Source organism: Sinorhizobium sp. 22678 (assembly GCF_052044265.1).
Classification (GTDB): domain Bacteria; phylum Pseudomonadota; class Alphaproteobacteria; order Rhizobiales; family Rhizobiaceae; genus Sinorhizobium; species Sinorhizobium meliloti_A.
Map to the genome: position 1 here is coordinate 72,372 of NZ_JBQEMS010000016.1, position 24,506 is coordinate 96,877.

Below are 24,506 nucleotides of genomic sequence, written 5' to 3' on the forward strand. Positions count from 1 at the left end.
CTCAAGCAGTGTCCACGCAGAAGGCAGCAGCCCGCGCCGCGCCGGTTCGTCGAAACGGGCGGCCTGGAATCCAGTTCTCCTACGACCGCATCGAATAGAAGGAGACGGGCGGCAACCGGAAATCGGCTGGTTGCCGCCGAGGACGAGAGGGCGTTTAGATGTGCTTCGTCCCGGGCCTGGTAATGGATGGCGTGGCAGCGCCGTCCTCCGCCTCGGGGTCCATGCCGACCCGATGATGATAGACGAGCTCCCCGCCTTTCCAGCCGGTGTAGAGAAGTAGCAGGACGGTGGCGAGAGATAGTAGAAGGCCCCAGGGCCAGACGGCCTCGACGGAACCGTTCGCGTAGCGCAGCCAAAAACTGGCGACCGCGAGGAGTACGACGACAACGTTTCCGATCATGTGCTTCCAGGCGTCGTCGATCGCCCGAATAAGGGCGTTTCCGAGGAAATCCGTCAGTCCGGCGAGAGCGGCCAGGGCTGCCATCACGATGGCTGCACCGAGCGACCACATAGATACGTCTGCCCAGAATGAATTTCCGTTCGCAAGATACACGATGTCACATATGAACGTTGCGACAAGAAGCGCGATTGGAAAGGGAACGAGCATCGGATGGATCGGATGCCCGCCGATCTTCGCGCTGGCCGCCAGACCCAAGAGGTCACGATCTGCCATGGCATAGTCCTCCAGCACCGCAAGTCCCGGTGATCCTGAAATGCGTAAGAAGCGGCGATTGTTCCTTGGCGATGCGAACCGGCGCATGCCGCGGCTGATCAATCAGCCGCCTTGCCGATGGTATCGGCCACATGAGCGCCGCGCTCGCCCAACGGGAGCGGCTTGCCCGTCGTCGAATCTACCGCCGTCTGGTGTTCGAGTTCGGCGTTGATGAGTGCGCCGATGAGGAGAATCATCACCGAGATCCACACCCATGTCATGAGACCGGCAAGCGCGCCGAGAGCGCCGTATGTCGCGTTGTAGTTGGCGAAATGTTCTAGATAGTAGGAAAAGAGCCATGAGGCGTCCAGCCAAAACAAGGTACTGAACACCGCGCCCCAGTTCAGCCACCGCAACTTCGCCCGCTCGCGGCTCGGCCCGAAACGATAGATGAGGATGGTGCCGAAGGTAACGAGGAGGAGTACCACCGGCCATCTCGCCGCTCGGGTCACGAGCTCGACCCAACGATCGACCCACACATAGGCCAGTACGGCCGGCACGACGCCGATCGCCGCGATCAGCGCCACCGCGAAGAGGAGCGCCGCGAAGGTGAACGCGATGCACAGGAGGGTTCTCGACAGAAAGCCTCTCTTTTCCCTTTCTCCATAGGCGACGTTCATCGCGTCGAAGAGGGCGGCAATGCCGTTGGCTGCCAACCACAGTGAGATTGACAGGCTCACGAAGAAACTGATGCCGAGAGTGGAGGGCTTCTGCGTCGTCAGGGTCTCCAGCTGGTCCATGATCAGCCCGTAGGAGTCCGCCGGCAGAATCACCTGCAGGATACCGACATGGGTGCCGATTTCCGACGGGTCCGCGACGAGCCCGTAGATCGAGACGAGGGCACCCATCGCGGGAAAGAGCGACAGCAGAAGGTAGAAGCTTACCCCCGCGGCTATCAGCATGACCCGCTCTTCGCCAATTTCGGAAAGCACCCGCCAGAAGACGTCCCGCATCCCCTTGGCGGGGATATCCGCGGGCGTGTCGGCTGCACGCCCCCTGCCCGGCTCCGCGGCCTCCAGCTTTTCGGCAAGTTCGATTTCGTTCGCACCCATGAATCAACGCCCGCCCGGTGACGGAACCCGGCTTTCGCCTCGCCGCATGCCTATCCAACGCCGCGGAAAATAGCTTGTTCCGGGACGCGACGGCTCAGAGGCGGTGCGCCTGCCCGCTTTCTGAAGCGCCGAGAAGCGCATTGATGAGCCGGTGGACCTTCAGCGCCTCGCGCCCGTTGACGCGCGGTTCGCCATTACCCTCGACGGCATCGAGAAAGTCGGCAAGGACCGCACGGTGATGGTGATGCGGGAATGCCATCGGATCGGCGCCGGCACCACCCGCGGCCTCATCCTCGATCGAGAATTCCGTTCCGTCGTGGAAGGAAACGGCAAGCAGCCGGCCGCCCAGACGCGCCATGCCGCGTGTCCCGATTATATCTATCTCGTCCGGATAGCCGGGATAGGCGCAGGTGGTCGCGCTCACGGTGCCTATCGCGCCGCCCGCGAAGCGGATCGCCGCCATCGCCAGGTCTTCGGTTTCCATGCGGTGGATTCCGCTCGTCGCCGCATAGGCCTTGACCTCTTCCGGCAGGCCAGTGAGCGAAACGAGAAGGTCGAGGGTGTGTATGGCCTGGGTGAGAAGCACGCCGCCGCCGTCGCGAGCCCGCGTACCCCGGCCCGGTTGATCGTAATAGCTCTGCGGCCGCCAGTTGTGCAGCCGGGCCGAAGCACTGACGATTTGGCCGAGGCAGCCTTCATCGATGAGCCTCGCAAGTTCCTGGCTGACCCTGCGAAAGCGGTGCTGAAGCACGATGCCGAGTTTTATTCCGGCGCGCTCGGCCACCGTCACCAGGGCTTCCGATCGCTCCGGGGTGATCTCCAGCGGTTTTTCGAGAAGCACATGCTTGCCCGCTTCGGCCGCCTGCCGCACCAGATCGAGATGCGTGCTCGGCGGCGTCAATATCATGACGGCCGTGATCGACGGATCATGGAAGATCGTCGCGGCGGAGTCGCAAGTCGCGAAACCATAGGCCTCGGAAAAGGCGGCCCGCCTGGCGGCCGTGGGACTGTAGGCGGCAGCGACGTCAACTCTCTCCTCAAGGTCCAGCAGGCTTTTGGCATGCGGGCCAGCCGCCATGCCGAGTCCGATCACGCCGATACGCGTCTTTTTCATTCCGTCACCCCCTCAGCACAGTTCCTCCGGACCTCTCTCTACATCCTGCAGCGATGCGCGGCAAGAAAGTCATCATACAACTTCATGAAGTTTGTATGTTGACAATATATTTTACAAGCCGTAGCCATAGAGCACCTGTTGGAGGAGCGGGAGAGCGATGAGGGGACTGATCGATCCAGATCTGTTGTTTCCGGCCGAAGAGCGCACCCGTGCGCTGGCGCGGAGGCTATATGCCGAAGTAAGCGGTCTGCCGATCGTCAGCCCGCACGGGCATACGGAGCCGCGCTGGTATGCGCTGGACGAACCTTTTCCCGACCCCGCCCAACTTCTCATCGTGCCGGATCATTATGTGTTCCGCATGCTGTTCAGCCAGGGGATCAGGCTGGAAGAGCTCGGCGTTCCGGCGCTCGACGGTTCGCCGGTCGAGACGGATGGCCGCGCGATCTGGCGGCGTTTCTGCGAGAACTACCATCTCTTTCGCGGCACGCCGACGCGGCTTTGGTTCGACTATACGCTCTCCGAGCTTTTCGGCATCGACGAACTGCCCTCCGCCGCCAGTTCGGACCGGCTTTACGACCATGTCGCCGACTGTCTGAGGCGCCCGGATTATCGCCCGCGCGCGCTCTACGAGCGGTTCAATATCGAGGTGATCTCCACGACCGACAGTGCCCTGGACGATCTGGGCTGGCACGGCAAGATACTGGAAAGCGGCTGGAAAGGACGGGTCGTCCCCGCCTACCGTCCCGACGCGGTGGTCGATCCGGATTTCCAGGGTTTCTCGACCAATCTCGACAAGCTCGGCGACATCACCGGCGCCGATACCGCAACGTGGTCGGGCTATCTGGACGCCCATCGCTCCCGCCGCGCCTATTTCAAGAATTTCGGCGCGACCTCGACGGATCACGGCCATGCGACGGCAGACACGGCCAACCTTTCGCAAGCGGAGGCCGCGGCACTGTTCGACAGGGTGCGGCTGGGCAAGGCGGATGCCGACGAGCGGCGCTTGTTCCGGGCGCAGATGCTGACCGAGATGGCGAAGATGAGCCTGGACGATGGGCTCGTAATGCAGATTCATCCGGGCTCGTTCCGCAACCACTCGCCCGCGATCCTGGCAAAGTTCGGCCGCGACAAGGGCTTCGACATTCCGGCACGCACCGATTATGTGACCGCACTCAAGCCGTTGCTCGACGCAGTCGGGCTCGAGCGCGATCTGACGGTCATTCTCTTTACGCTGGACGAGACGAGCTATGCGCGCGAGCTGGCGCCGCTTGCCGGCGTCTATCCCGCGCTGAAGCTCGGACCCGCATGGTGGTTCCACGACAGTGCGGAGGGCATGCGCCGCTTCCGTGAGATGACCACCGAGACGGCGGGCTTCTACAACACCGTCGGGTTCAACGACGATACAAGGGCGTTTCCGTCCATCCCCGCGCGCCACGACATTGCGCGCCGGGTCGACTGCGCATTTCTCGCGCGTCTGGTCGCGGAACATCGCCTGCGGGAGGATGAGGCGTACGAGCTTGCGCGGGACCTTGCCTATGGTCTCGCCAAGGAGGCGTACCGGCTCTGAGAATTCACATCATGCAAACGGGAGGAAAAGCATGAAAATCCTGGTCAAACTGGCGGCCGGTCTGTTGGTCGCCGCTTCTTTCATAGGCAATGCAGCCAATGCTCAGACGGTGCTGCGTTCATCCGATACGCATCCGGACGGCTATCCGACGGTCGAGGGGGTCAAATATTTCGGCGAGCTGGTCAAGGAGCGCACAGCCGGCCGCTACTCCGTCGAGGTCTATCACTCCGCGCAGCTCGGAGAGGAAAAGGACACGATCGAGCAGGTGCGCTCCGGTGTCATCGAACTGAACCGCGTATCGATGGCGCCCTTCAACGGAACGGTGAAGGAATCGATCGTTCCGGCGTTGCCCTATCTCTTCCGTTCGGAAGAGCACATGCACAAGGTGATGGACGGCGCGATCGGCGATCAGATCAAGAAGGCCTTCGAAGGCGCCGGAGTGGTGGTGCTTGCCTTCTATGACGCCGGCGCGCGTTCCTTCTACAACAAGCAGAAGCCGATCAATTCGGTTGAAGACATGAAGGGCCTGAAGTTCCGCGTCATCCAGTCGGACATCTTCGTCGATATGGTGGCAGCACTCGGGGCGAACGCTACGCCGATGCCCTACGGCGAAGTCTATTCGGGCATCGAAACGGGCGTCATCGACGGCGCGGAAAACAATTTTCCAAGCTACGACACCGCCAAGCATTTCGAAGTGGCCAAGAACTTCTCGCTCGACGAACACACCATCCTTCCGGAGGTATTCGTCATGAACAAGGCGGTCTTCGACAAGCTCACGCCGGAAGACCAGGAGATCTTCAAGCAGGCAGCGAAGGATAGCGTTGCCAAGCAGCGCGAGCTCTGGGCTGCCAAGGTGAAGGAGTCGCGTGCGAAGGTCGAAGCGGCCGGCGCGAAGATCACCACACCCGACAAGCAGGGGTTCATCGACGCGATGAAGCCGGTCTACGAAAAGCACGTCACCGATGAGGTCCTCAAGAAGATGGTCGAGGACGTTCGCGCGGTGCAGTGACGAGTCAGACGGGCAGGCCTGCTGTGCCCATGCGCGTTGGAGCGGGATAAGGAAAAGCGTGTGCGGTTCTCCGCCCACATCCCGCTCTAATCAATTGAAATCGGTGACGTTCATGATTTGGATCGACCCGACCCAGGATCATCGTAATCGAGCGCAAAGGCCGCGGCAGAAGCCTGCCCGTCCCTTTCAATAGGAATGAAACCTTGTCCAACGGATTGGCAAAATTGGGCCGGGGCCTCTCGTGGCTGGGCACTCTCTCGCTTTGGATGGCGGGTGTGGGCCTCGTCGCGATGACGCTCATCGTCGCCTGGCAGGTGTTCTGCCGCTACGTGTTAAACGACTCGCCGAGCTGGACCGAACCCGGCGCCGTCATGCTGATGAGCTGGTTCATCTTCTTGGGTGCCGCCGTCGGGGTGCGCGAAAACTATCATCTCGGCTTCGACGTGCTGCTCTATCTCGTGCCGAAAGGCGGCAAGATCTGGCTGCGCATGACATCCGATCTCGTCGCGCTCGCCTTCGGGATCGGCATGATCTGGTATGGGGGGCAGCTCGTGGCTCTCACCTGGAACACCATCCTGCCGTCGCTGCAGATTTCCGGCGGCTGGAGCTATGTACCCCTCGTCGCGGGCGGCGTCCTCATTTGCCTGTTCGCGCTGGAGCGCATCGTCCTGCGCCTTGCCGGAGAGCCGATCGACGATCTTCTCGACGAAATGCCGCCGGCGGAGGTTGCCGCCGAACTCGACCCTGCTGAAATAAAGGCCTGACCCGATGGACATGATGATCCTCTTCGGCGTGTTCACGCTGCTGATGCTGATCGGCACGCCGATCGCCTTCTGCCTCGGCGTCGCGTCCTTCGCGACGGTTCTCTATCTGGGGCTGCCGCCGCTGGTGATCTTTCAGCGGCTCAATTCCGGCATGAGCGTGTTTTCGCTGCTTGCCATTCCATTCTTCATCTATGCCGGCGATCTGATGGTGCGTGGCGGAATCGCCCAGAAGATCGTCGCCTTCGCGGCCTCGCTGGTCGGGCACATCCGGGGCGGGCTCGGTCAGGTCAACATCGTCACCGCAACGCTGTTCGGCGGCATTTCAGGATCGGCCGTGGCGGAAGCCGCGGCTGTGGGCGGGCTGATGATCCCGCAGATGAAGCAGCGCGGTTACGGCGCGGACTACGCCGTCAATGTCACCTCCATGGCGGCCCTGATCGCGCTGATGCTGCCGCCTTCGCACAACATGATCATCTACTCGATCTCGGCAGGCGGAAAGATCTCGATCGCCGATCTCTTCACCGCCGGCATCCTTCCCGGTCTCCTTTACGCTGCCGCACTGATGACTACCGCCTATTTCGTTGCACGCCGGCGCGGCTATCCGACGGAGGTCTTTCCCGGGTTCGCCCGGGTCGGGCGCTATCTGCTGGTTTCGACGCCCGGCCTCCTGCTCATCGGCATCATCTTCGGGGGCGTACGTTCGGGCGTGTTCACCGCGACCGAGAGTTCCTGCATCGCCGTCCTCTATGCACTCGCGGTGACCGTCTTCGTGTACCGGCAGATGACCTGGCAGGATTTCGTCCAGGCAACCTTCGCGGCCGTGCGCACGACGGCCATGGTCCTGCTCATCATCGGCATGGCGGCCGCCTTCTCCTGGCTGATGGCCTTCCTCAGAGTGCCCGCAGCGCTGATCGACTGGATGAACACGATCTCGGAAAATCCGATCATCATACTCCTGTTGCTCAACGTCCTGATGCTGTTCCTCGGCACCTTCATGGACATGGGCCCGACCATCATCATCTGCACCCCGATCTTCCTGCCCGTCGCCATGGCCTACGGCGTCGACCCGGTTCATTTCGGCGTCATCATGATCCTGAACTTCGGCATCGGCCTCAATACGCCGCCGGTGGGCGCCGTGCAGTTCGTCGCCTGTGCAGTCGGGAAAATTTCCGTCTGGCAGGCGATGCGCAGCATATGGCCGTTCTACCTGGCGGGGTTGATCGTGCTCGGGCTCGTCACCTATGTTCCGGCCCTTTCGCTATGGCTGCCGGCCGTCTTCAAAGGGTGACAAACCGCATGGACCTTCTGACCGAACGCAAACCGAAGCTTTCCGAACGCGTCGCGAACGCAATAAGGGAGCAGGTTCTGAAGGGCGAAATACAGCCCGGGCAGAAGCTGCCGACGGAGAGCCGGATGAGCGAGTTCTTCGGCGTCAGCCGCACGGTGGTGCGCGAAGCGATCGCAACCCTTGCCGCGGACGGCCTCGTGGAGCCGCGGCAGGGTGCCGGGGTTTTCGTCATGGACCACCCGACGCTTGCCTTCGGCTCGATCAGCCTCGACGTCGGCAACAAGATCTCCCATGCGCTCAACGTCATCGAGGTGCGGATGGGGCTCGAGATCGAGAGCGCGGGTCTGGCAGCGCTTCGGCGCAATGGCGCCCAGGAGGCCCAGATCCAGGAGGCCTTCTTCGAATTCGATCGCCTGCTCGAGCGCGGCGAGGCAACCGGAAAGAGCGACTTTGCCTTCCACCGGGCGATCGCGGCCGCGACCAACAATCCCTATTACGTGGAGGTTCTCGATGCGTTGGGTCTGCGGGCCATCCCTTGCGACGTCGCTTCCCCCTGGGGGACGGAAAGCGTGCTGTCTCGAGCATATCAGGAAAGCCTCCAGCGCGAGCATCTGGCGATCCTGAAGGCGATTTCCGAAAGCGATCCGGAAGCTGCCCGCGCGGCCATGCGCGCCCATCTGACCGCGAGCCAGGAACGCTACCGTGTCCGGTTGAGCGGACAGCAGGCCGCCTGGGACGCCGCCAAGCGCGGCGTCTGATTGCCCATCTCCAGAGCGTTTTCGCTGCCTATCGAAGCAGCGGAACGCTTCAACACTTTGAAACGACGCACTCCTGGACGGAAACCGTTACACATTTTTCCTGGAAGTGCTCCAATCCGAGGACCGTGAGCCGATGACCGCAAGCCATATCGACTACACCATTCGTTTCGCCGTCGACCCGGCAGCAGCAGCCCGCATGGACACCGATGCCTTGCGCGCGAATTTTCACATTGGCGATCTGTTCCGGCAGGGGCGGATCTCGCTCACCTATAGCCATTACGACCGCATGATCGTCGGCGGTGCCGTGCCGGTCGACAAGCCCTTGGCTCTCGAAACCATCCGTCCGACGGGTACGGCGCGCTTTCTCGAGCGGCGCGAGCTCATCGCCGTCAATATCGGCGGCCCCGGCCTTATAGAGATGAATGGCGAAAGCTTCCGTCTCGAGCCGCGCGACATGGCCTATGCCGGCATGGGAGAGGAGGTCACCTTCTCGTCCGAGGACCCGGCCGCGCCCGCCAAATTCTACCTGCTCAGTGCGCCCGCTCACCAGGCGCTGCCAAGGCGGCATATCCGCATCGGCGATGCCAAACGGCTCGACCTCGGCAGTGCGGCCACCTCGAACGAGCGTTCGATCTTCCAGTTCATCCACCCCGAAGGCGTCAAGACCTGCCAGTTGGTCGTCGGCATGACTCAACTTGCCCCGGGGTCGGTCTGGAACACCATGCCGTGCCACGTGCACGACCGGCGAATGGAGGCGTATCTCTATTTCGACCTCGATGACAGCGCCCGCGTCCTGCACCTCATGGGCGAGCCGAGCGAAACCCGGCACATCGTGATGGCCAGGGAGGAGGCCGTGCTTTCTCCGCCCTGGTCGATCCATTCGGGCTGCGGAACCGCAAACTACGCCTTCATCTGGGCCATGGCCGGCGACAATGTCGACTATACCGATGTGGAGATGGTGGCGATGGAGACGCTGCGATGAGCCTACCGTCGCGCTTCAGCCTTGCCGGCCGCCGTGTCGTCGTCACCGGTGCCAATACCGGGATTGGACAGGGTATCGCGGTGTCGATCGCGAGGGCGGGCGGCACGGTCATCGGCGTGGGCCGCTCCGCCATGGACGAGACCGAAAAGAAGGTCACCGACGCCGGCGGAACTTTCATTGCGGCCCATGCCGATCTTGGCGATCGCGAAGCCACCCGCTCCCTCATCGACGGGTTGTGGAACGAGCACGGCCCGCTGCAGGGCCTGGTCAACAATGCGGGGATAATCCGTCGCGCCGACGCGGTGGATTTCACCGAGGTCGACTGGGATGATGTCATCGATATCAATCTGCGTTCGCTGTTCTTCCTCAGCCAGGCCTTCGGCCGCCGGATCATTGCCGAGGAAAGCCGCGGCAAGATCGTCAACATCGCTTCGCTGCTGTCATTTCAGGGCGGCATCCGCGTCGCTTCCTATACCGCGTCCAAACACGGAGCCCTCGGCATCACCCGATTGCTGGCATGCGAATGGGCTGCCAAGGGCATCAATGTGAATGCCGTGGCCCCCGGCTACGTCGTCACCAACAACACGGAAGCTCTGCGCGCCGACGAAAAGCGCAGCGCCTCCATTCTGGAACGTATCCCTGCCGGGCGCTGGGGCACGCCGGACGATATAGGCGATGCGGCGGTCTTCCTGCTTGCACCGGCCTCCGACTACATGCATGGCGCCGTCGTTCCGGTCGACGGCGGCTGGCTCGCCAGATAGGAGAAAACGATGGACACGAAACTTTTTGCCCGTGGCGACGACGGCGAATGGACAGAGCTCGGACAGGGCAATCGGCGCCGGGTGATCCTCCATACCGACGAGCTGATGCTGGTCGAATTCGCCTTCGAGAAAGGCGGAATCGGCGCACTCCACTCACACCCTCATGTGCAGGGAAGCTATATCGCAGAGGGCAGGTTCGAAGTCACCGTCGGCGAGCACACGCAGGTTCTTTCGACCGGCGACAGTTTCATTGCTCCATCGGGCGTGGTCCATGGCGTAAAGGCGCTGGAGGCCGGCCGGCTGATCGACAGCTTCACGCCGCACCGCGCCGATTTCCTGAAATAGACTTCAAGGAAGCGGTTTTCCGTCTGCAACCGCGCAGCCGCAAGACTTGAAGCCGTCGCGTCCCACCTGCGTCGGGCATTCCGGTTCGACGCCGCTCACCCCTCGCGCAAGGCAAGAGCACGTCCAGTCATCCTCTCGGGGATGGCTGCCGTCGTTCCCCGTTCTACCAGAGGGCCATCCACCTTGATCGTCATCGGGCGCGGGTTCTTTCCGTGTATCGCCATGTCGATCAGCATTTCCGCCGCCTTCTGACCCATTTCATAGTTCGGCAGCACCAGCGTCGAAAGCGGCGGATGCGTGTAGCGGGCGAGTTCCTGGTCGTCGTAACCCATTACCGACAGGTCCTGCGGCACGCGAAGCCCGCGTTCCGAAGCTGCCTCGAGCGCCCCGATCGCCATCAGGTCGTTGCCGCAGAAGATGGCGGTCGGCGGATTGTCGATGGCAAGCAGCTCGAGTGCAGCCTCGTAGCCGCGCAAGGGCAGCCAGTCGCCATTGCGCACCAGGGATTCGTCATAGGCGATATCGGCGGTGGCCAGCGCCTGCTTGTAGCCTTTGAGCCGATCGATTGCGGCATCCATCCACGGTTCGCCGTTGATGAAGCCGATACGCCGGTGTCCGAGAGAAGTCAGATGCGCCGTCGCCGCGAAGCCTCCGGCGACCTCTCCGGGTACGATCGCCAGGTGCTGGCGCGGCTCGGCATAGCAGTTCAGCAGAATCGTCGGAATGTTCGCCAGTTCGCGCGGAACGCTCACCTTTCGTGTGAAGATTGTCGCATAAATCACTCCAGCGATTGCCGGATCGCGCAATACAGCGCGCAGCACGGCGCTCTCAAGGTCGGGGTTGGAACGGGTCGCGTGCGCGGAAACGAGCAGGCCCTGTTCGAAGGCGTAGTCGCGAATTCCGTCGAGGCTGACCACCGGGTGCGGACTGGTCGATATCTCGTCTACTATAAAGGCTATCGTATCCTTTTCGATCGCGGGAGCACGGGCGAGATCCTGCCGGGTATTCGGCAGCCTGTACCCGATCTTTCGCGCTGCTTCCCGCACGCGCGCCCTTGTTTCGGCCGAGATGCGGGCTCCGGACATTTCATTCAGAACGAGGGAAACGCTCGATTGCGAGACGCCGGCGATACGCGCCACGTCGGTCATGGTCGGCCGGCCGCCGCCCGCTTCCTTAGTCGACGCACCGCCCCCATTGCCCTTTGCCATTTCGTTCCCCAGTCCGGCGCTGCAACGCCGCATTCAATTTGTGCATGTGCTAATAACTTTAGCCTTGACTGCTAATAATATTAGCGCAAGGTTTTCCCCTGTGAAGCATAAAGTTGCTCGCAGCCGGTAGAGGAGTACCGGCAAACCGGGAGGAGAGAACACGATGAACAGGATTTCACGTCGCGCGTTCATGCTTGCGGCCACGGCGGCCGGCGCAATCGCCGTCGCCGGCACCGTCGCTTTCGCGGAACTGCCCAAACTGGCGCAGAAGGAGACCTATAAGGTCGGTTTCGCGCAAACGGAATCCAACAATCCCTGGCGCATCGCCCAGACAAACAGCATGAAAGCCGAGGCTGAGAAGCTCGGCCATCAGCTCGTCTACACGGACGCCGCCGGGTCCGCGGCCAAGCAGGTGGCCGACGTCAACTCGATGATCGCCCAAGGCGTGGACCTGATCTTCCTGGCGCCGCGCGAAGAGAAGCCGTTGATCCCCGCCGTCATGGCCGCCAAGAAGGCCGGCATTCCCGTCATCCTGCTCGACCGCAGCGTCGATCCGTCGCTTGCCAAGGCCGGCGAGGACTACGTGACCTTCATCGGCTCGGATTTCATCGAAGAGGGCAGGCGCATCGCCGAGTGGCTCGTCAAGAATGCCAACGGCAAATCGAAGATCATCGAGCTCGAGGGTACGACCGGCTCGTCGCCGGCCAACGACCGGAAGAAAGGTTTCGACGAGACGATCAAGGCGGCAGGCGGCTTCGAGATCGTCGCTTCGCAGTCGGGCGATTTCGCACGCGACAAGGGCCGGCAGGTCGCCGAAGCCCTGTTGCAGGCGCATCCGGATGCCGACATCGTCTATGCCCATAACGACGAGATGGCGATCGGTGCCATTGCCGCAATAGAGGCGGCGGGCAAGGTCCCGGGCAAGGACGTCCTGGTCTTGTCGATCGACGGCGGCAAGGAAGCGGTGCAGGCGGTCATCGATGGAAAGATCGCCGCGGTGGTCGAGTGCAATCCACGCTTCGGACCCAAGGCCTTCGAGACAATGCTGCGCTATGCCAAGGGCGAGAAGATCGATCCCACGGTCATAAACGAGGACAAGTTCTACGACGCGTCAAACGCGGCTGCCGAACTCGCCAACGCCTACTGACATCCTTCGCCACCCGGCCGGGTCGCTCCGGCCGGGTGGCGAAGTCCGCAATCGCTGCGAAATCGGCCGCGAAAAAGACAGATCGGCATCGGGAGGACTTATGCTTCTGTCCATGCAGGGCATCTGCAAGTCGTTCAACGGCATTCCGGCGCTCCGCGCGGCTTCTCTCGAAGTCGGCGAAGCCGAGGTCATGGCACTCGTCGGGCAGAACGGCGCGGGCAAGTCGACGCTCATCAAGATATTGACCGGCGCGTACCGCCGCGACGAGGGTGCGGTCGTCTTTGCGGGAGAGGACGTATCCTTCAGCATGCCGGCGGAGAGCCAGGCCCGAGGCATTGCGACGATCTACCAGGAGATCAACCTCGCCCCGCAGCGCTCCGTCGCCGAAAACATCTATCTGTCGCGCGAACCCCGCCGCTTCGGCATGATCGACCGGGCCGCGATGCGACAAGGCGCCGCCGACGTGCTGCGGACCTTCAATCTGGAGATCGACGTCGATCAACCCGTCGCCGGCTTCAGCGCCGCTACCCGGCAGATGGTTGCCATCGCGCGCGCCGTGACACAGAAGGCACGGCTCGTCATCATGGACGAACCGACCTCTTCCCTCGACGAGCGGGAAGTCGGCATCCTTTTCGACACCATAAGGACGCTCAAACGCGGCGGCGTCTCGGTCGTCTTCATCGGCCATCGTCTCGACGAGCTCTACCGGATCTGCGACAGGGTCACCATCATGCGTGACGGCAAGACCGTGGCGACGGCCGCAATGGCGGACATGCCGAAGCTCGCACTGGTGCGCCATATGCTGGGCAAAGAACTCGCGGCCTTCGAAGCGATCGCCAAGGACGCCGACGAGGGCGCACAGCGACCGGTGCGGCTATCGGTCCGGAATGCGGGCGCCGGCGTCCGCGTGCGGGATGTGAGCCTCACGGTGCGCGAAGGCGAGATCTCCGGGCTTGCCGGCTTGCTCGGCTCCGGCCGAACCGAAACGGCCAACCTGATTTTCGGCGCCGAGCGGTTGCAGCGCGGCGAAATTCGCTACGATGGCGAAGCCCGCTCCTATCGCCAGCCCGCGGACGCAATTGCCGACGGCATCGGGCTCGTCGCCGAGGACCGGAAGGTCGACGGCATCATTCCCGATATGAGTATTCGCGAAAACATGACGCTCGCGCTTCTGCCGAAGCTCGCCCGCGCCGGTATCGTCGATCGCGCCCGCCAGGATGAAATCGTGGTTCGCTACATCGCGGCGCTGGGCATCAAATGCACCTCGCCGGACCAGCCTATCAAGGAACTTTCCGGCGGCAATCAGCAGAAAGTCCTGCTCGGCCGGTGGCTCTGCACCGATCCCAAGCTCCTGATCGTCGACGAGCCGACCCGCGGCATCGATATCGGCGCCAAATCGGAAATCCTCCGCCTCCTGCGCCGGCTCGCCGACGAGGGCCTCGGCGTGCTGATGATTTCGTCCGAACTCGAGGAATTGCTGGCGGCGGCCGACCGGGTAACCGTGCTCAGCGACGGAACCTCGGTCGCCGTGCTGCCGCGCAAGGAATTGAGCGAGGCTGCGCTCTTTGCCGCCATGGCACATCAGGTGGAGTAGCATGACGACGATCGAGACCCAGGCGACCGCAGGCACCGTCCCCTCCGGCAAACGTTTCTTTAGGCTCGCCGGGCGTTACGGCACCGTCGCCGCCTTCCTCGCCCTGATCCTGTTCAACGTCGTTTTCACTCCGAACTTCCTGTCGCTGCAGACGCTCAACGTCAATCTCACCCAGGTCGCTACGATCGTGATCGTCGCCATCGGAATGACGCTCGTGATAGCCACCGGCGGCATCGATCTTTCGGTTGGCTCCCTGATGGCGATCGGCGGTGCGCTTGCGCCGATGATCTTCATGGGGACGCTGTTTCCGGTCTCCTCCATGCCCGTGGCCGTGGCGCTGGCCTTCGTTCTGCCGGTCGTCGCCACGGGGCTGCTCGGTCTTTTCAACGGCCTGCTCGTGACCCGTTTCGCCATCCAGCCGATCATCGCGACCCTCGTGCTGTTCATCGCAGGCCGCGGCATCGCCCAGGTAATGACCAACGGCAACCTGCAGGTCTTCCGGAACGAAGGTTTCCAATTCATCGCCCTGGGGCGTGTCGCCGGCATTCCCGCCCAGGTGATCCTGATGATTGCGATCGCAGCGATCGCCTGGGCGGCAATCCGCTACACGGTGTTCGGGCGGCAGGTCATCGCGGTCGGAGGCAACGAGAAGGCCGCACGCCTCACCGGCATACCCGTCCACCGCGTCAAACTGCTTGTCTACACGATCAGCGGCGCGCTTGCCGGGGTGGCGGGCCTCATCGTCGTCGCGCGCAACTCCGCAAGCGACGCGAACCTCGTCGGCCTCGGCATGGAGCTCGACGCGATCGCCGCAGTCGCCGTCGGCGGGACGCTTCTGACCGGCGGGCGGGCAAACATCGTCGGCACCGTGATCGGCGCCCTGGTCATCCAGCTGGTGCGCTACACCCTGCTGGCCAATGGCGTGCCGGACGCGGCCGCCTTGATCGTCAAGGCTGCACTGATCTTACTTGCGGTGTTCATCCAGCAGCGCGCCGGAAAGTCGTGAGGGAGAATGCCGATGAACTCACTCCTCAAGGCTCTTGCCCTCAAGTCCCCCGGCGATATGGCCCGCCTCGGCGTCATCCTGGCACTGTTCGGCCTCATCCTGTTCGGAGCGCTGCGCTACGAGAACTTCCTGTCGCAATACAACATCCTGAGCTTCCTGCGTTACAACTCCATGTTCGCGCTGATCGCGCTGGGCATGGCCTTCGTCATCATGACCGGGGGCATCGATCTCTCCGTCGGCGGTACCGCAGCCATGGCGAGCGTCGTCGCCGCGCTTCTGTCGCCCTATCATTGGGCCGCAGGTCTCTTCGGCGGCATCGCGGCGGGTCTTGCCGTCGGAGCATTGAACGGTTTCACCGTGACCGTCATGCGCATCCAGCCTTTTATCGCGACGCTCGCAACAATGCTGGCGGCCTACGGCACCGGCTTGCTGCTTGCGGGAAACCAGTCCGTCTCCGTTTCCTACGACAGCGGCTTCACGGCGATAGGCCAGGACGACTTCCTTGGCTTTCCGATTCCCGCCTGGATCGCCCTTCTCGTCTATGTTGCCGGCTGGCTGGTGCTCGAACGCCTGCCTGTCGGCCGCCATGTGCTGGCGATCGGCGACGGCGAAGCGACGGCCGCATTGATGGGCCTCAAGGTGAGGCGGACGCTCGCCGCCGTCTATGTCGGCTCCGGCGCGCTGGCGGGGCTCGCAGGCGTCATCCTCGCCTCGCAGTTCGGTGCCGGCCAACCGACCGAGGGAGTCGGCTGGGAACTCTTCGCGATCGCCTCCGTAGTCGTCGGGGGTACGCTTCTGACAGGCGGTTCGGGCTCTGTCGGGGCGACGCTTGCCGGCGCCCTTCTGCTCGCGATGGTGTTCAATATCTTGAATTTCGAGAACGGCCTCGGGTGGATTTCCCTTTCGGCCTATTGGCAATCCGTCATCCGCGGCGGCTTCCTGCTGATCGTCGTCGTTCTTCAGGCGCGATTGATGTCACGCCGAACAGGCGAGGAACGCATCTGAGATGCGGCCATGGTGAAGCCCGCGACAATGCGAAGCAAGAGGAGATGTGATGACTACGACAGCAACACATGAAAACCGGTCGGGCTACGATTTCAGCGCGTCCGTCGAAGCCTTGCAACGGGAGGGCATTACCGGACTGAAGAGTGCCTTCTCACGCGAATGGGCCGAAACGATGCGTGAGGACATGATGACGGCCTTCTGGTCGGCCATTCAGCGGCCGGGTGGCGCCGTCGGCCGTGGCCCGCGCCGCTGGTACGTCGAGATCCATCCGCAGGATTTTTCTGGCTTCGTCGACCTCGTCACCCATCCGTGGGTGGCCGGCATGTGCGAGGCGGTGCTCGGTCCCGACTATCAGATCGTCGAGATCGGTTTCGACGTGCCGTTCCAGGGGGCGAAGTACCAGCCCTGGCACCGCGACTTCCCCTCGCCGCCCGAAACGTATGTCGAGCGCCGCATCACCTCGCTTGCCTTCAACCTCACCGGCGTGGACGTAACGGAGGACATGGGTCCGTTCGAGATCGCGCCCGGCACCCAGTGGCTCGACGGCAGGGAGTGGAAGCATGAAATGTTCCCGCCCAAGGAGAGGTGGCCTGAGTTTCAGGAGCTCGCGACGCGCAAGTATCCGAAGCTGGGGGATGTTTCGTGCCGCTCCGCGCTTACCATCCATCGGGGTACGGAACATGCTTCGCCGATCGCCCGTCCGGTCATGGTCCTCGGCGTCGACGCGCCCGGCGCCGGCCACGCCGAACTGCACGACATGATGGTGACACAGGATTACTTTGATGCCCTGCCCGTTCTGGTGAAGCAGCACCTCGTCTGCAGGGTCGTCGAGGAACTGATCCCCGTCACGCAGAAGCACGACATCGAAGGTCTGGTGATGGGCTCGACACCGACCTGAGAGTCCCACAGCTCGCTTTCGCCGGAATTCAAAGCGCAACCGTCGCCAGGCCCGGCAGGACCTTGTCCAGGGTCAGCGGGAACTCGCGAACCCTTACTCCGGTGGCGTTATAGACCGCATTGGCGATCGCCGCGCCGGCACCGCAAACGCCGAGCTCTCCGAGGCCCTTTGCGCCGAAAGGGTTGGCCTTGTCATCGCTCTCCTCCATGAACACGACATCGAGGTCGGGAACGTCGCTGTTGACCGGAACGTGGTACTCGGCAAGGTCATGATTGACGAAACATCCGTGGCGGCGGTCAAGGACGGATTCCTCCATCAAGGCTGCGCCGAGACCCCAGATCATACCTCCGAGTATCTGTGAACGCGCCGTCTTGGCATTGAGAATACGGCCTGCGCCGATCACGGCGAGCAAGCGCCTCGCACGAACCTCTCCCGTGTCGCAATCGACGCTCACCTCGGCGAAATGCGCGCCATACGAATGCTGCGAGAATGCGCGGTAGCTCTCGGTGCTCGCACCGGCCTCGACCGAGCCCGTGGCATCGAGCCCTTCGGGTGCGACGCGCCGCATAAATTCCGGCAATGCTTCCGTCCGTTCGCCGAAGCGGACCGTTCCTGCGACCATCGAGACGTCGTCAGTCCCGGAATTCTGTTCGGGTGCACCCTTTTGCGTGCGCAGCGCGGCCACGATCTTGCGTTTCAGTGCCTCGCACGCACGCAAGAGGGCCGTCCCGGCACTTGCCGCTCCCCAGGAGCCGCCGGAGCCTGCGGTCAAGGGAAAGCGGCTATCTCCAAGCTCGATCGTGACTGCCGCAATCGGAACGCCGAGGGCATCGGCGGCTATCTGCGTCAGGATGGTGTAGGTCCCCGTACCGATATCGGTCATGTCGAGGCGAGCGGTCACTCGCCCCTCCGCATCGATCCGAACCGAAGCCGCCGCCGCTCCGATGTAGTTCGGCCGGATCGCAGCCGCCATGCCGAGGCCAACCAACTTCCGCCCTTCGCGCAGGCTGCCCGGTTCCGACCTGCGCCGCTCCCAATTGAAGCGCCGCGCGCCCTCCTGCATGCATGCCACGAGGTTACGCGTGGAAAACGGCACCCCGCGCTCGGGATCGAGATCGGGCTCGTTGCGGATCCTGAGCTCGATCGGGTCAAGACCCAGCCGCTCGGCCAGCTCGTCCATGGCGCATTCCAGCGCGAGCATGCCTGGCGCCTCGCCCGGAGATCGCATCCACTCGCCTCTGTTGAGGTCGACTGGAACGAGCCGGTGGCGGGTCAGGCGACTGGGCGCGGCATAGAGCGAACGGGCGAAGACCGCCGTCTGCTCGCAGAATTCCTCGACGCGAGAGGTTGCCGACCAGACATCGTGTCCGAGAGCAAGCAGTTTTCCGTCGGGGCTCGCGCCCAATCGAACGTTCTGGAGCATTTCCGCACGGTGCCCGGCATTGGCGAACATCTGCTGGCGCGTCAGGGCGACCTTGACGGGTCTTCCGAGAATGCGCGCGGCCAGAGCCGCGAGCACCGAATCGGCATGGACAATGAGTTTGGAGCCGAAACCACCGCCGATGTAACGGCTGATCACGCGCACGCGCTCGAGAGGAATGCCGAGGGTCGCGGCGAGACCGGCACGAAAGTTCGAGAGGGTCTGGGCCGAGGTATGGATCGTCACGTCGTCGCCCTGCCAGATCGCCAACGTCGCATGGGGCTCCATCGGATTGTGGTGCTGATAGGGCGTACGGTAGGTCATGTCGATCCGCACCGCCGCCTCGGCAAAGGCTGCATCGAAATCGCCCACTGCACTATCCGTATCAAAGCCTGCATTGGTCCGCTGCGGTGCGTAGGCCGCTCCGCGGCGCTCTTCGAGGCCGAAGTCGCCGGCTGCTTCGTCGTAACGCACCTTGATGAGGGCCGCAGCGGCGCGTGCTGCCTCGAAGGTCTCGCCGACCACAAGAGCGATGGGCTCGTCATAGTGGCGAATGCGGTCGTCGCGGAGCACGGGTCGCGCACGGGTGAAAACATCGCGCACGGACGGCGTGACGGCTGGACCAAATTCCGGTTGCGGCGGTGCATTCAGATGCGTCATCACGTGAAGGACGCCCGGCGTTCGTTCGGCCTGGCCGGTTTCGATTTCCAGAATGCGACCCTTGGCGATGCCCGCACCCAGCACAAAACCGAAAGCCGGAGGCGGGCCCTCCGCAACTTCGTAGGCATAGGTGGCGGTGCCGGTAACCTTGACCGGTCCATCGACGCGGTCGATGGGTCTGCCTATGAGGCTGCCGCCACCGCTTGTGGTATTTCGCTGCGCCTTATCCGTCATAGTGTCCACCAGTTTGCTCGGATCATGCTTGTTCGGCCAGGGAAGCGAGCGTGTAACGCACCGTCCGCTTGCCCAAGGGAATCTTGAAGTCGTTCCCGCCATACCCGGCGGCTCCCGCCAGGGCGGCCTCCGCGGCGTCCGTCAGCACATGGTCCGATAGTGCCGCACCCGCGAGCCTGCTCTCGGTTTCCAGGGCCCGCCAGGGTTTCGGCGCAACGCCGCCCAAGGCGACACGAGCGGTTCGCACCCGATTGCCGGAAACCTCGATGATCGCTGCAACGGAAACGAGGGCGAACGCGTAGGAGGCGCGGTCGCGCACCTTGCGATATGCCTGCCGGCCCGCCGGTGGTGGCGGCAGTGTGACGCCGGTGATCATTTCGCCGTGGGCAAGCACGGTCTCCTGGTGCGGCGTCGTGCCAGGCAGCCGGTAGAGATCTCCGATCGGGATCGAACGCGTTTCACCTCCCGGTGAGACGGTTTCGACTGCAGCGTCGAGCACCGCCATGGCGACCGCCATGTCTGAGGGATGCACGGCAATGCACGCCTGGCTCGTTCCGATGACCGCATGCATCCGGTTGAAGCCCTCGAGTGCGGCGCAACCGGCGCCCGGTTCTCGTTTGTTGCAAGGCATGTTGCGGTCGTAAAAATAGGGGCATCGCGTACGCTGGAGAAGGTTGCCGGCTGTCGAAGCCTTGTTTCGTATCTGGGCGGAGGCGCCCGCCAGCAGCGCCTGAGACAGAGCCGGGTAGCGTGCCCTGACGATCGGATCGGCGGCGAGATCGCTGTTGCGGACCTGAGCGCCGATATGCAATCCGCCCTTCTCGGTCGGCTCGATACGGTCGAGTTCCAAACGGCCGATGTCGACGAGATGATCCGGGCGCTCGATACCCAGCTTCATCAGATCCAGGAGATTGGTGCCGCCGGCGATGAAACGTGCCGCCGGCCGACCCGCCACAGCCGCAACGGCTGTCTCCACTGTGTCGGCCCGCTGATAGGAGAAGGGCTGCATGCTTCAAGACCTCTCTGCCGCATCGCGAATGGCGGCTACGATGTTGGGGTAAGCGGCGCAACGGCAGAGATTGCCGCTCATGCGCTCGCGAATTTCGGCATCGGTGAGATTGGCGGAGGCGGCCGCAACATCGGCGGTTGCGTGGCTCGGCCAACCTTCGCTGACCTCACGCAGCATTCCGACTGCGGAGCATATCTGTCCGGGTGTGCAATAGCCGCACTGAAAACCATCGTGTTCGATGAATGCTGCTTGCATCGGATGAAGTTCGTCCTCACCTGCAAGGCCCTCGATCGTGGTGATCTCATCGCCTTCATGCATTGCGGCGAGCGTCAGACAGGCATTGATCCGGCGTCCGTTCACAAGAACGGTGCAGGCTCCGCATTGACCATGGTCGCAACCCTTTTTCGAACCGGTGAGACCGAGATGGTTGCGCAGGGTGTCGAGCAGCGTGGTCCGCGGATCCACTTCCACCGCGACGTTAGTGGAATTGATGTTGAGCAGCACCGGCAGCGTGGACGCCGGGCCTGCTGACGGTGCACCGGCAGCACCGATTGCAGCGGCACGCCCGACGGGCAGGCCGGCGATGAGGAGCAGGGTCGTGGCTGCACCGCCCTCGAGCACCGCCCTTCGCGTCGGCCCATTGCCCTTTTGCGTTTCGTCCATGAGTCATCTCCGGATTCGACTGCGAGGTGGATTCCCGCCGCCTGGAAGCGCCGAGCGGCGCGCATCGACAGGAGACAACATGGCCTCCCGCGCCTGCCATTTCTTTCAGGAAATCGGCGGGGTTATCAGGATTCCGGAATAACTTTCGACCGATAGGCGTGCGGGGTGACACCTCGCAGGCGCTTGAATGTCGTGGTGAAGTGGCTTTGGCTCGAGAAACCGCAGCTCAACGCGATCGCGCTCAGCGTCGTGTCGGTCTCGCACAGGAGCACTTCCGAGCGCCGGATGCGTTCCTCGAGCACATAGGCGTAAGGCGCGAAGCCGGTCGTGACTTTGAAGCGACGCGCAAAAGAATCCGAGGCAACACCGGCGACCTCGGCCAAATCGCCGAGGGAAATGTCGCCGTCCAAGTGTGCGTCTATATAGTCACGGACCCGTTTGACGACGCGGCTGCCGAGGGAGCCATGGCGGGGAACCGGTACGGGCTCATCAGCGAAGCCACGTATCCGCAAAGTGACGAGTGCAATCAGATGTTCCATATAGGCCGAGTCGGGGATATGGCCGCTGGATATCTCGCTGCTCAACGATTGCAACAGCGCGCAGATCACATTGTCGCTCTTGTTTATCAGAACCGGCAATTCCTGCAGGTGATCACTGGCGGGAGAGATAGACCGGGGTTTGATCCACAGGGCGGAATAGATAAGGTCGACGTCGCGATAGGCACCGAGGCGTTCCACCCCCGCGGGCACGAACGTTATCGCACCAGATCGGTCCCGCCCCTCATAAACCATCTTTCCATCGGATCGGATGGAGGTCTGGGATGTGGCGCCTTCCTCCGTCAGGACGAGTACGTGATGCGGCGCCGTCCAGCGAAGTTCGGCTTCCCGGCACGCCCACCGCCGACGATCGAAAACGACCGAGGAACCGGCCCAGGAAGCTGTCGTGGGCTGCGCCGGCTGCTCTCCGGCAGCCCGGATTCGCCCACTACCGAAAAGCGGCCTGAAAGACATATCTATCGTCCTGTGTTCTACCGAACCAAAACCGCGCCATCGCCACCCCCCAGGGTCCTCACCTTCTCGCCCGCACGAACTCTCCAGCATCCACGCCGGTTGCGCCACCAAACCATGTTCAAAGTGTCGTGTAGTGGCTCCCACCAGCCGAGACCAACGGGAACTGCCGGGACAATTGCTCGCTTGGTGCGCCCGTTTGCATCTGGCTGTCGCAACGTCTTTCGGTGAGATGCGTTATCTTTTGACAAGTCTGTCCGACTGGACCCGAACTGCCCCAAACGAGCGAAGAAAACGCGATGGCGAAGAGTGTTTCCGTAGCTGAGGAAAAGGATGCTCCAGACCGCCTACTGACGCCGCGGCGGTCGCGGACATTGGCAATCCTTGTCGCGCTCGCCGTGGGATTGGTCGTCTGCTACTTCCTCGCGGTGCCCTTCCTGCCCGCTCTCACATGGGCGCTCGTGCTCACTGTGATGTTCCGGCCGCTGCATCGTCGGATCGAAAAACGCTTCCGCTACCCGGAAGCCGCCGCCGGGGCGACCGTGGCGATCGCCGTCTTCGTCGTGGCTGTTCCGCTCACCTTCATGGCGGAACGGTTGGTAAACGAGGCTGCCAAGGGGGCACAGATCGTCGAGGAAGCGGTGAGGTCGGGTAAATGGAGCGATGCGCTCGCCAACCATCCACGCCTTGCACCGGTCGTCGTCTGGGTCGAAACGCAGCTCGATCTGGCCGGGATCGCAGGCAGCGCGACCAGTTGGCTTACCAACTTCAGCGCCTCGTTCGTGCGTGGGTCCGTTGCCCAGATCGTCGACGCCATCCTGACATTCTATTTTCTGTTCTATTTCCTGCGTGACGGCCAGCAGGCACTGGGCGCGCTGAAGGAATATTCCCCTCTCAGCTCGCAGGAGATGAACCGGCTGTTCACGCGGGTAAACGAAACGGTGCAGGCCGTCGTCTTCGGCACGGTGGCCGTTGCTGCCGTACAGGGCGCGATGGGCGGCCTGATGTTCTGGTTGCTCGGTCTGCCGGCGCCCGTAGTCTGGGGCCTCGCCATGGGCTTGCTCGCCGTCGTGCCGGTGCTCGGCGCCTTCATCGTCTGGCTTCCGGCCGCGCTGTCGCTGGCCCTGGGCGGCGAGTGGGGAAAGGCGCTTATACTCGTCGCCTGGGGCGCCGGAGTGGTCGCGACCATCGACAATCTTCTCTACCCCATCTTCGTGGGAGATCGCCTGAAGCTCCACACGCTGACGGCGTTCATGAGCATGATCGGAGGCATAATCGTATTCGGGTCGGCTGGGCTGGTGATCGGCCCGGTAGCCTTCACGGTGACGCTGCTGCTCCTGGATATCTGGCGCCGGCACAATTCGAACCCCGAGGTTTGAGGCCCCGGAAAGGATCGAAACCCCACGGCGCACGACCGTGGGTCGAGGAGAATGGCCCGCCTGAAGAATCAGACGGGCAGCTTCATCAGGCAAGCTGTCAGGCGAGGATTACCACGATCTCCAGCGACGAAGGTTCGACGATGACGATCCGACCATCGGCGAGGATGAAGAACAGGTAACCTTCATATCTCGGCACGATCTTCACGATGCGGGTCGGAAGCGGCTTCAGCTTGACCTTGACGGTTTCCGGTACTGCCACTCCGACGGATACGTCGAAGTCGACGTCGATCGGCTCGACGTTCTCTTCCTTGATGATCTGCGTGATTTCGGTTTTCTGCTCTACCGTCACGTCGACATCTCCGGAAGAGCCGGAGGACTGACCCTGCTCGGTCGACTGGGACTGGCCTTGAGCGGGTTCCTTGGTTTCGCCCTGCGCGGGCTGCTGCTCGGAGTCCTGCTGCTTGGTCTGCGTGTCGGTTCCCGTCTCCCCGCTTTGCGAGCCGCCTTGATCCTGCTGCGTGCCTGTTTCCCCCTGCTGGTCCTGCTGCTGTTGGTCAGGCTGCTTCTGTTGATCTTGCTGATCCTGCTGCTGGCCCTGGTCGGCCGGTTGCTGCTGATCGGCGGGCTGTTGCTGCTGATCGGCGGGCTGTTGCTGATCTGCCGGCTGTTGCTGGTCCTGGCCCGTCTGCCCGTCCTGCTGTGTCGCACCCCCTTGAGCGTCAGGCTGCTGATCCTGTTGCGCGCCGCCCTGCGGACATTCCGTCCCGGCCGGGCAATCGGTGGATTGGCCCTGTGCCGGCTGTTCCGTCTGTGCAAAGACCGGGGTGGACGCAACCCCGAGGCTCAAAGCGAGCGCACTCTTGATAAGGATACCCTTCATCGGATGTTCTCCATTCGAACGTCCCTTCGAGTAGCCAACTGCGG

The 24,506-nt window shown here is 62.9% G+C and carries 23 protein-coding genes; 14 read left to right on the plus strand and 9 right to left on the minus strand.

Annotated elements, in window-relative coordinates; all coding sequences use genetic code 11:
• Positions 1-154 precede the first annotated feature (154 nt).
• From ACTJKL_RS22120 to ACTJKL_RS22130, 3 genes are all read right to left on the minus strand, one after another.
• The gene (locus tag ACTJKL_RS22120) at positions 155-673 is read right to left on the minus strand and encodes a DUF2231 domain-containing protein (RefSeq protein WP_275599140.1); all 519 of its coding nucleotides are present in this window, start codon (positions 671-673) and stop codon (positions 155-157) included.
• 98 nt (positions 674-771) lie between these two features.
• Positions 772-1,764, minus strand: coding sequence for a YihY/virulence factor BrkB family protein (locus tag ACTJKL_RS22125; protein WP_440853803.1), 993 nt, complete (start codon positions 1,762-1,764; stop codon positions 772-774).
• 94 nt (positions 1,765-1,858) lie between these two features.
• Complete coding sequence (locus tag ACTJKL_RS22130; RefSeq protein WP_440853804.1) at positions 1,859-2,878, minus strand: Gfo/Idh/MocA family protein; 1,020 nt, start codon at positions 2,876-2,878, stop codon at positions 1,859-1,861.
• Between the two features lie 157 nt (positions 2,879-3,035).
• On the opposite strand from ACTJKL_RS22130, the gene uxaC reads away from it, so the two are divergent.
• The 8 genes from uxaC to ACTJKL_RS22170 all read left to right on the plus strand — a co-directional run bounded on the left by uxaC (position 3,036) and on the right by ACTJKL_RS22170 (position 10,352).
• Complete coding sequence (gene uxaC / locus ACTJKL_RS22135) at positions 3,036-4,445, plus strand: glucuronate isomerase (RefSeq protein ID WP_324763684.1); 1,410 nt, start codon at positions 3,036-3,038, stop codon at positions 4,443-4,445.
• A gap of 31 nt (positions 4,446-4,476) precedes the next feature.
• Positions 4,477-5,454 carry a TRAP transporter substrate-binding protein gene (locus ACTJKL_RS22140; protein WP_100670249.1) on the plus strand — a complete coding sequence of 326 codons (978 nt, stop codon included), beginning with the start codon at positions 4,477-4,479 and terminating at the stop codon, positions 5,452-5,454.
• Between the two features lie 203 nt (positions 5,455-5,657).
• Positions 5,658-6,218, plus strand: coding sequence for a TRAP transporter small permease (locus tag ACTJKL_RS22145; protein WP_379942372.1), 561 nt, complete (start codon positions 5,658-5,660; stop codon positions 6,216-6,218).
• Between the two features lie 4 nt (positions 6,219-6,222).
• Complete coding sequence (locus ACTJKL_RS22150) at positions 6,223-7,506, plus strand: TRAP transporter large permease (protein ID WP_100670247.1); 1,284 nt, start codon at positions 6,223-6,225, stop codon at positions 7,504-7,506.
• Positions 7,507-7,514: 8 nt separating this feature from the next.
• A complete protein-coding gene (locus ACTJKL_RS22155) occupies positions 7,515-8,264 on the plus strand; it encodes a FadR/GntR family transcriptional regulator (RefSeq protein ID WP_100670246.1) in 750 nt (249 codons plus the stop codon).
• A 133-nt stretch (positions 8,265-8,397) separates the two neighbouring features.
• Positions 8,398-9,246 (plus strand): 5-dehydro-4-deoxy-D-glucuronate isomerase, encoded by an 849-nt coding sequence (kduI, locus tag ACTJKL_RS22160; RefSeq protein ID WP_018098824.1) that lies wholly within the window; start codon positions 8,398-8,400, stop codon positions 9,244-9,246.
• The gene (gene kduD / locus ACTJKL_RS22165) at positions 9,243-10,007 is read left to right on the plus strand and encodes a 2-dehydro-3-deoxy-D-gluconate 5-dehydrogenase KduD (RefSeq protein ID WP_440853805.1); all 765 of its coding nucleotides are present in this window, start codon (positions 9,243-9,245) and stop codon (positions 10,005-10,007) included. The genes kduI and kduD overlap by 4 nt, the downstream gene beginning before the upstream one ends.
• Positions 10,008-10,016: 9 nt before the next feature.
• Complete coding sequence (locus tag ACTJKL_RS22170; protein WP_100670244.1) at positions 10,017-10,352, plus strand: cupin domain-containing protein; 336 nt, start codon at positions 10,017-10,019, stop codon at positions 10,350-10,352.
• Positions 10,353-10,447: 95 nt separating this feature from the next.
• Here the strand turns inward: ACTJKL_RS22170 and ACTJKL_RS22175 are convergent, their stop codons facing one another.
• A complete protein-coding gene (locus ACTJKL_RS22175) occupies positions 10,448-11,560 on the minus strand; it encodes a LacI family DNA-binding transcriptional regulator (protein ID WP_324763680.1) in 1,113 nt (370 codons plus the stop codon).
• Between the two features lie 163 nt (positions 11,561-11,723).
• Here ACTJKL_RS22175 and ACTJKL_RS22180 point away from each other — a divergent pair, with 163 nt between their 5' ends.
• The 5 genes from ACTJKL_RS22180 to ACTJKL_RS22200 all read left to right on the plus strand — a co-directional run bounded on the left by ACTJKL_RS22180 (position 11,724) and on the right by ACTJKL_RS22200 (position 17,210).
• Complete coding sequence (locus ACTJKL_RS22180) at positions 11,724-12,707, plus strand: ABC transporter substrate-binding protein (protein ID WP_100670243.1); 984 nt, start codon at positions 11,724-11,726, stop codon at positions 12,705-12,707.
• A 100-nt stretch (positions 12,708-12,807) separates the two neighbouring features.
• Positions 12,808-14,301, plus strand: a complete 1,494-nt coding sequence (locus tag ACTJKL_RS22185) for a sugar ABC transporter ATP-binding protein (RefSeq protein ID WP_100670242.1) — start codon at positions 12,808-12,810, stop codon at positions 14,299-14,301.
• Between the two features lies 1 nt (position 14,302).
• Positions 14,303-15,307, plus strand: coding sequence for an ABC transporter permease (locus ACTJKL_RS22190; protein ID WP_275599148.1), 1,005 nt, complete (start codon positions 14,303-14,305; stop codon positions 15,305-15,307).
• 12 nt (positions 15,308-15,319) lie between these two features.
• On the plus strand, positions 15,320-16,312 hold the full coding sequence (locus tag ACTJKL_RS22195) for an ABC transporter permease (protein WP_018098831.1): 993 nt from the start codon (positions 15,320-15,322) through the stop codon (positions 16,310-16,312).
• A gap of 49 nt (positions 16,313-16,361) precedes the next feature.
• Positions 16,362-17,210 (plus strand): phytanoyl-CoA dioxygenase family protein, encoded by an 849-nt coding sequence (locus tag ACTJKL_RS22200; RefSeq protein ID WP_018098832.1) that lies wholly within the window; start codon positions 16,362-16,364, stop codon positions 17,208-17,210.
• A 28-nt stretch (positions 17,211-17,238) separates the two neighbouring features.
• On the opposite strand, the gene ACTJKL_RS22205 is transcribed toward ACTJKL_RS22200, so the two are convergent.
• The 4 genes from ACTJKL_RS22205 to ACTJKL_RS22220 all read right to left on the minus strand — a co-directional run bounded on the left by ACTJKL_RS22205 (position 17,239) and on the right by ACTJKL_RS22220 (position 22,206).
• On the minus strand, positions 17,239-19,524 hold the full coding sequence (locus ACTJKL_RS22205; RefSeq protein ID WP_440853806.1) for a xanthine dehydrogenase family protein molybdopterin-binding subunit: 2,286 nt from the start codon (positions 19,522-19,524) through the stop codon (positions 17,239-17,241).
• Between the two features lie 22 nt (positions 19,525-19,546).
• Positions 19,547-20,533: an FAD binding domain-containing protein gene (locus tag ACTJKL_RS22210; RefSeq protein WP_440853807.1), complete on the minus strand. Its 987-nt coding sequence runs from the start codon at positions 20,531-20,533 to the stop codon at positions 19,547-19,549.
• Between the two features lie 3 nt (positions 20,534-20,536).
• Complete coding sequence (locus ACTJKL_RS22215) at positions 20,537-21,196, minus strand: 2Fe-2S iron-sulfur cluster-binding protein (protein WP_440853808.1); 660 nt, start codon at positions 21,194-21,196, stop codon at positions 20,537-20,539.
• 125 nt (positions 21,197-21,321) lie between these two features.
• On the minus strand, positions 21,322-22,206 hold the full coding sequence (locus tag ACTJKL_RS22220) for a helix-turn-helix domain-containing protein (RefSeq protein ID WP_411923669.1): 885 nt from the start codon (positions 22,204-22,206) through the stop codon (positions 21,322-21,324).
• Between the two features lie 296 nt (positions 22,207-22,502).
• Between ACTJKL_RS22220 and ACTJKL_RS22225 the strand changes: the two genes are divergently transcribed.
• Positions 22,503-23,582, plus strand: coding sequence for an AI-2E family transporter (locus ACTJKL_RS22225; protein ID WP_440853809.1), 1,080 nt, complete (start codon positions 22,503-22,505; stop codon positions 23,580-23,582).
• Positions 23,583-23,679: 97 nt separating this feature from the next.
• Here the strand turns inward: ACTJKL_RS22225 and ACTJKL_RS22230 are convergent, their stop codons facing one another.
• The gene (locus ACTJKL_RS22230; RefSeq protein ID WP_411923670.1) at positions 23,680-24,462 is read right to left on the minus strand and encodes a DUF1236 domain-containing protein; all 783 of its coding nucleotides are present in this window, start codon (positions 24,460-24,462) and stop codon (positions 23,680-23,682) included.
• Positions 24,463-24,506 lie beyond the last annotated feature (44 nt).

What these genes read in the sequence shown, in the direction of transcription:
- ACTJKL_RS22120 (WP_275599140.1), bottom strand. Translation starts at nt 673, where the DNA reads ATGGCAGATCGTGACCTCTTGGGTCTGGCGGCCAGCGCGAAGATCGGC.
- ACTJKL_RS22125 (WP_440853803.1), bottom strand. Translation starts at nt 1,764, where the DNA reads ATGGGTGCGAACGAAATCGAACTTGCCGAAAAGCTGGAGGCCGCGGAG.
- ACTJKL_RS22130 (WP_440853804.1), bottom strand. Translation starts at nt 2,878, where the DNA reads ATGAAAAAGACGCGTATCGGCGTGATCGGACTCGGCATGGCGGCTGGC.
- uxaC (WP_324763684.1), top strand. Translation starts at nt 3,036, where the DNA reads ATGAGGGGACTGATCGATCCAGATCTGTTGTTTCCGGCCGAAGAGCGC.
- ACTJKL_RS22140 (WP_100670249.1), top strand. Translation starts at nt 4,477, where the DNA reads ATGAAAATCCTGGTCAAACTGGCGGCCGGTCTGTTGGTCGCCGCTTCT.
- ACTJKL_RS22150 (WP_100670247.1), top strand. Translation starts at nt 6,223, where the DNA reads ATGGACATGATGATCCTCTTCGGCGTGTTCACGCTGCTGATGCTGATC.
- ACTJKL_RS22155 (WP_100670246.1), top strand. Translation starts at nt 7,515, where the DNA reads ATGGACCTTCTGACCGAACGCAAACCGAAGCTTTCCGAACGCGTCGCG.
- kduI (WP_018098824.1), top strand. Translation starts at nt 8,398, where the DNA reads ATGACCGCAAGCCATATCGACTACACCATTCGTTTCGCCGTCGACCCG.
- kduD (WP_440853805.1), top strand. Translation starts at nt 9,243, where the DNA reads ATGAGCCTACCGTCGCGCTTCAGCCTTGCCGGCCGCCGTGTCGTCGTC.
- ACTJKL_RS22170 (WP_100670244.1), top strand. Translation starts at nt 10,017, where the DNA reads ATGGACACGAAACTTTTTGCCCGTGGCGACGACGGCGAATGGACAGAG.
- ACTJKL_RS22175 (WP_324763680.1), bottom strand. Translation starts at nt 11,560, where the DNA reads ATGGCAAAGGGCAATGGGGGCGGTGCGTCGACTAAGGAAGCGGGCGGC.
- ACTJKL_RS22180 (WP_100670243.1), top strand. Translation starts at nt 11,724, where the DNA reads ATGAACAGGATTTCACGTCGCGCGTTCATGCTTGCGGCCACGGCGGCC.
- ACTJKL_RS22185 (WP_100670242.1), top strand. Translation starts at nt 12,808, where the DNA reads ATGCTTCTGTCCATGCAGGGCATCTGCAAGTCGTTCAACGGCATTCCG.
- ACTJKL_RS22190 (WP_275599148.1), top strand. Translation starts at nt 14,303, where the DNA reads ATGACGACGATCGAGACCCAGGCGACCGCAGGCACCGTCCCCTCCGGC.
- ACTJKL_RS22195 (WP_018098831.1), top strand. Translation starts at nt 15,320, where the DNA reads ATGAACTCACTCCTCAAGGCTCTTGCCCTCAAGTCCCCCGGCGATATG.
- ACTJKL_RS22200 (WP_018098832.1), top strand. Translation starts at nt 16,362, where the DNA reads ATGACTACGACAGCAACACATGAAAACCGGTCGGGCTACGATTTCAGC.
- ACTJKL_RS22205 (WP_440853806.1), bottom strand. Translation starts at nt 19,524, where the DNA reads ATGACGGATAAGGCGCAGCGAAATACCACAAGCGGTGGCGGCAGCCTC.
- ACTJKL_RS22210 (WP_440853807.1), bottom strand. Translation starts at nt 20,533, where the DNA reads ATGCAGCCCTTCTCCTATCAGCGGGCCGACACAGTGGAGACAGCCGTT.
- ACTJKL_RS22215 (WP_440853808.1), bottom strand. Translation starts at nt 21,196, where the DNA reads ATGGACGAAACGCAAAAGGGCAATGGGCCGACGCGAAGGGCGGTGCTC.
- ACTJKL_RS22220 (WP_411923669.1), bottom strand. Translation starts at nt 22,206, where the DNA reads ATGTCTTTCAGGCCGCTTTTCGGTAGTGGGCGAATCCGGGCTGCCGGA.
- ACTJKL_RS22225 (WP_440853809.1), top strand. Translation starts at nt 22,503, where the DNA reads ATGGCGAAGAGTGTTTCCGTAGCTGAGGAAAAGGATGCTCCAGACCGC.
- ACTJKL_RS22230 (WP_411923670.1), bottom strand. Translation starts at nt 24,462, where the DNA reads ATGAAGGGTATCCTTATCAAGAGTGCGCTCGCTTTGAGCCTCGGGGTT.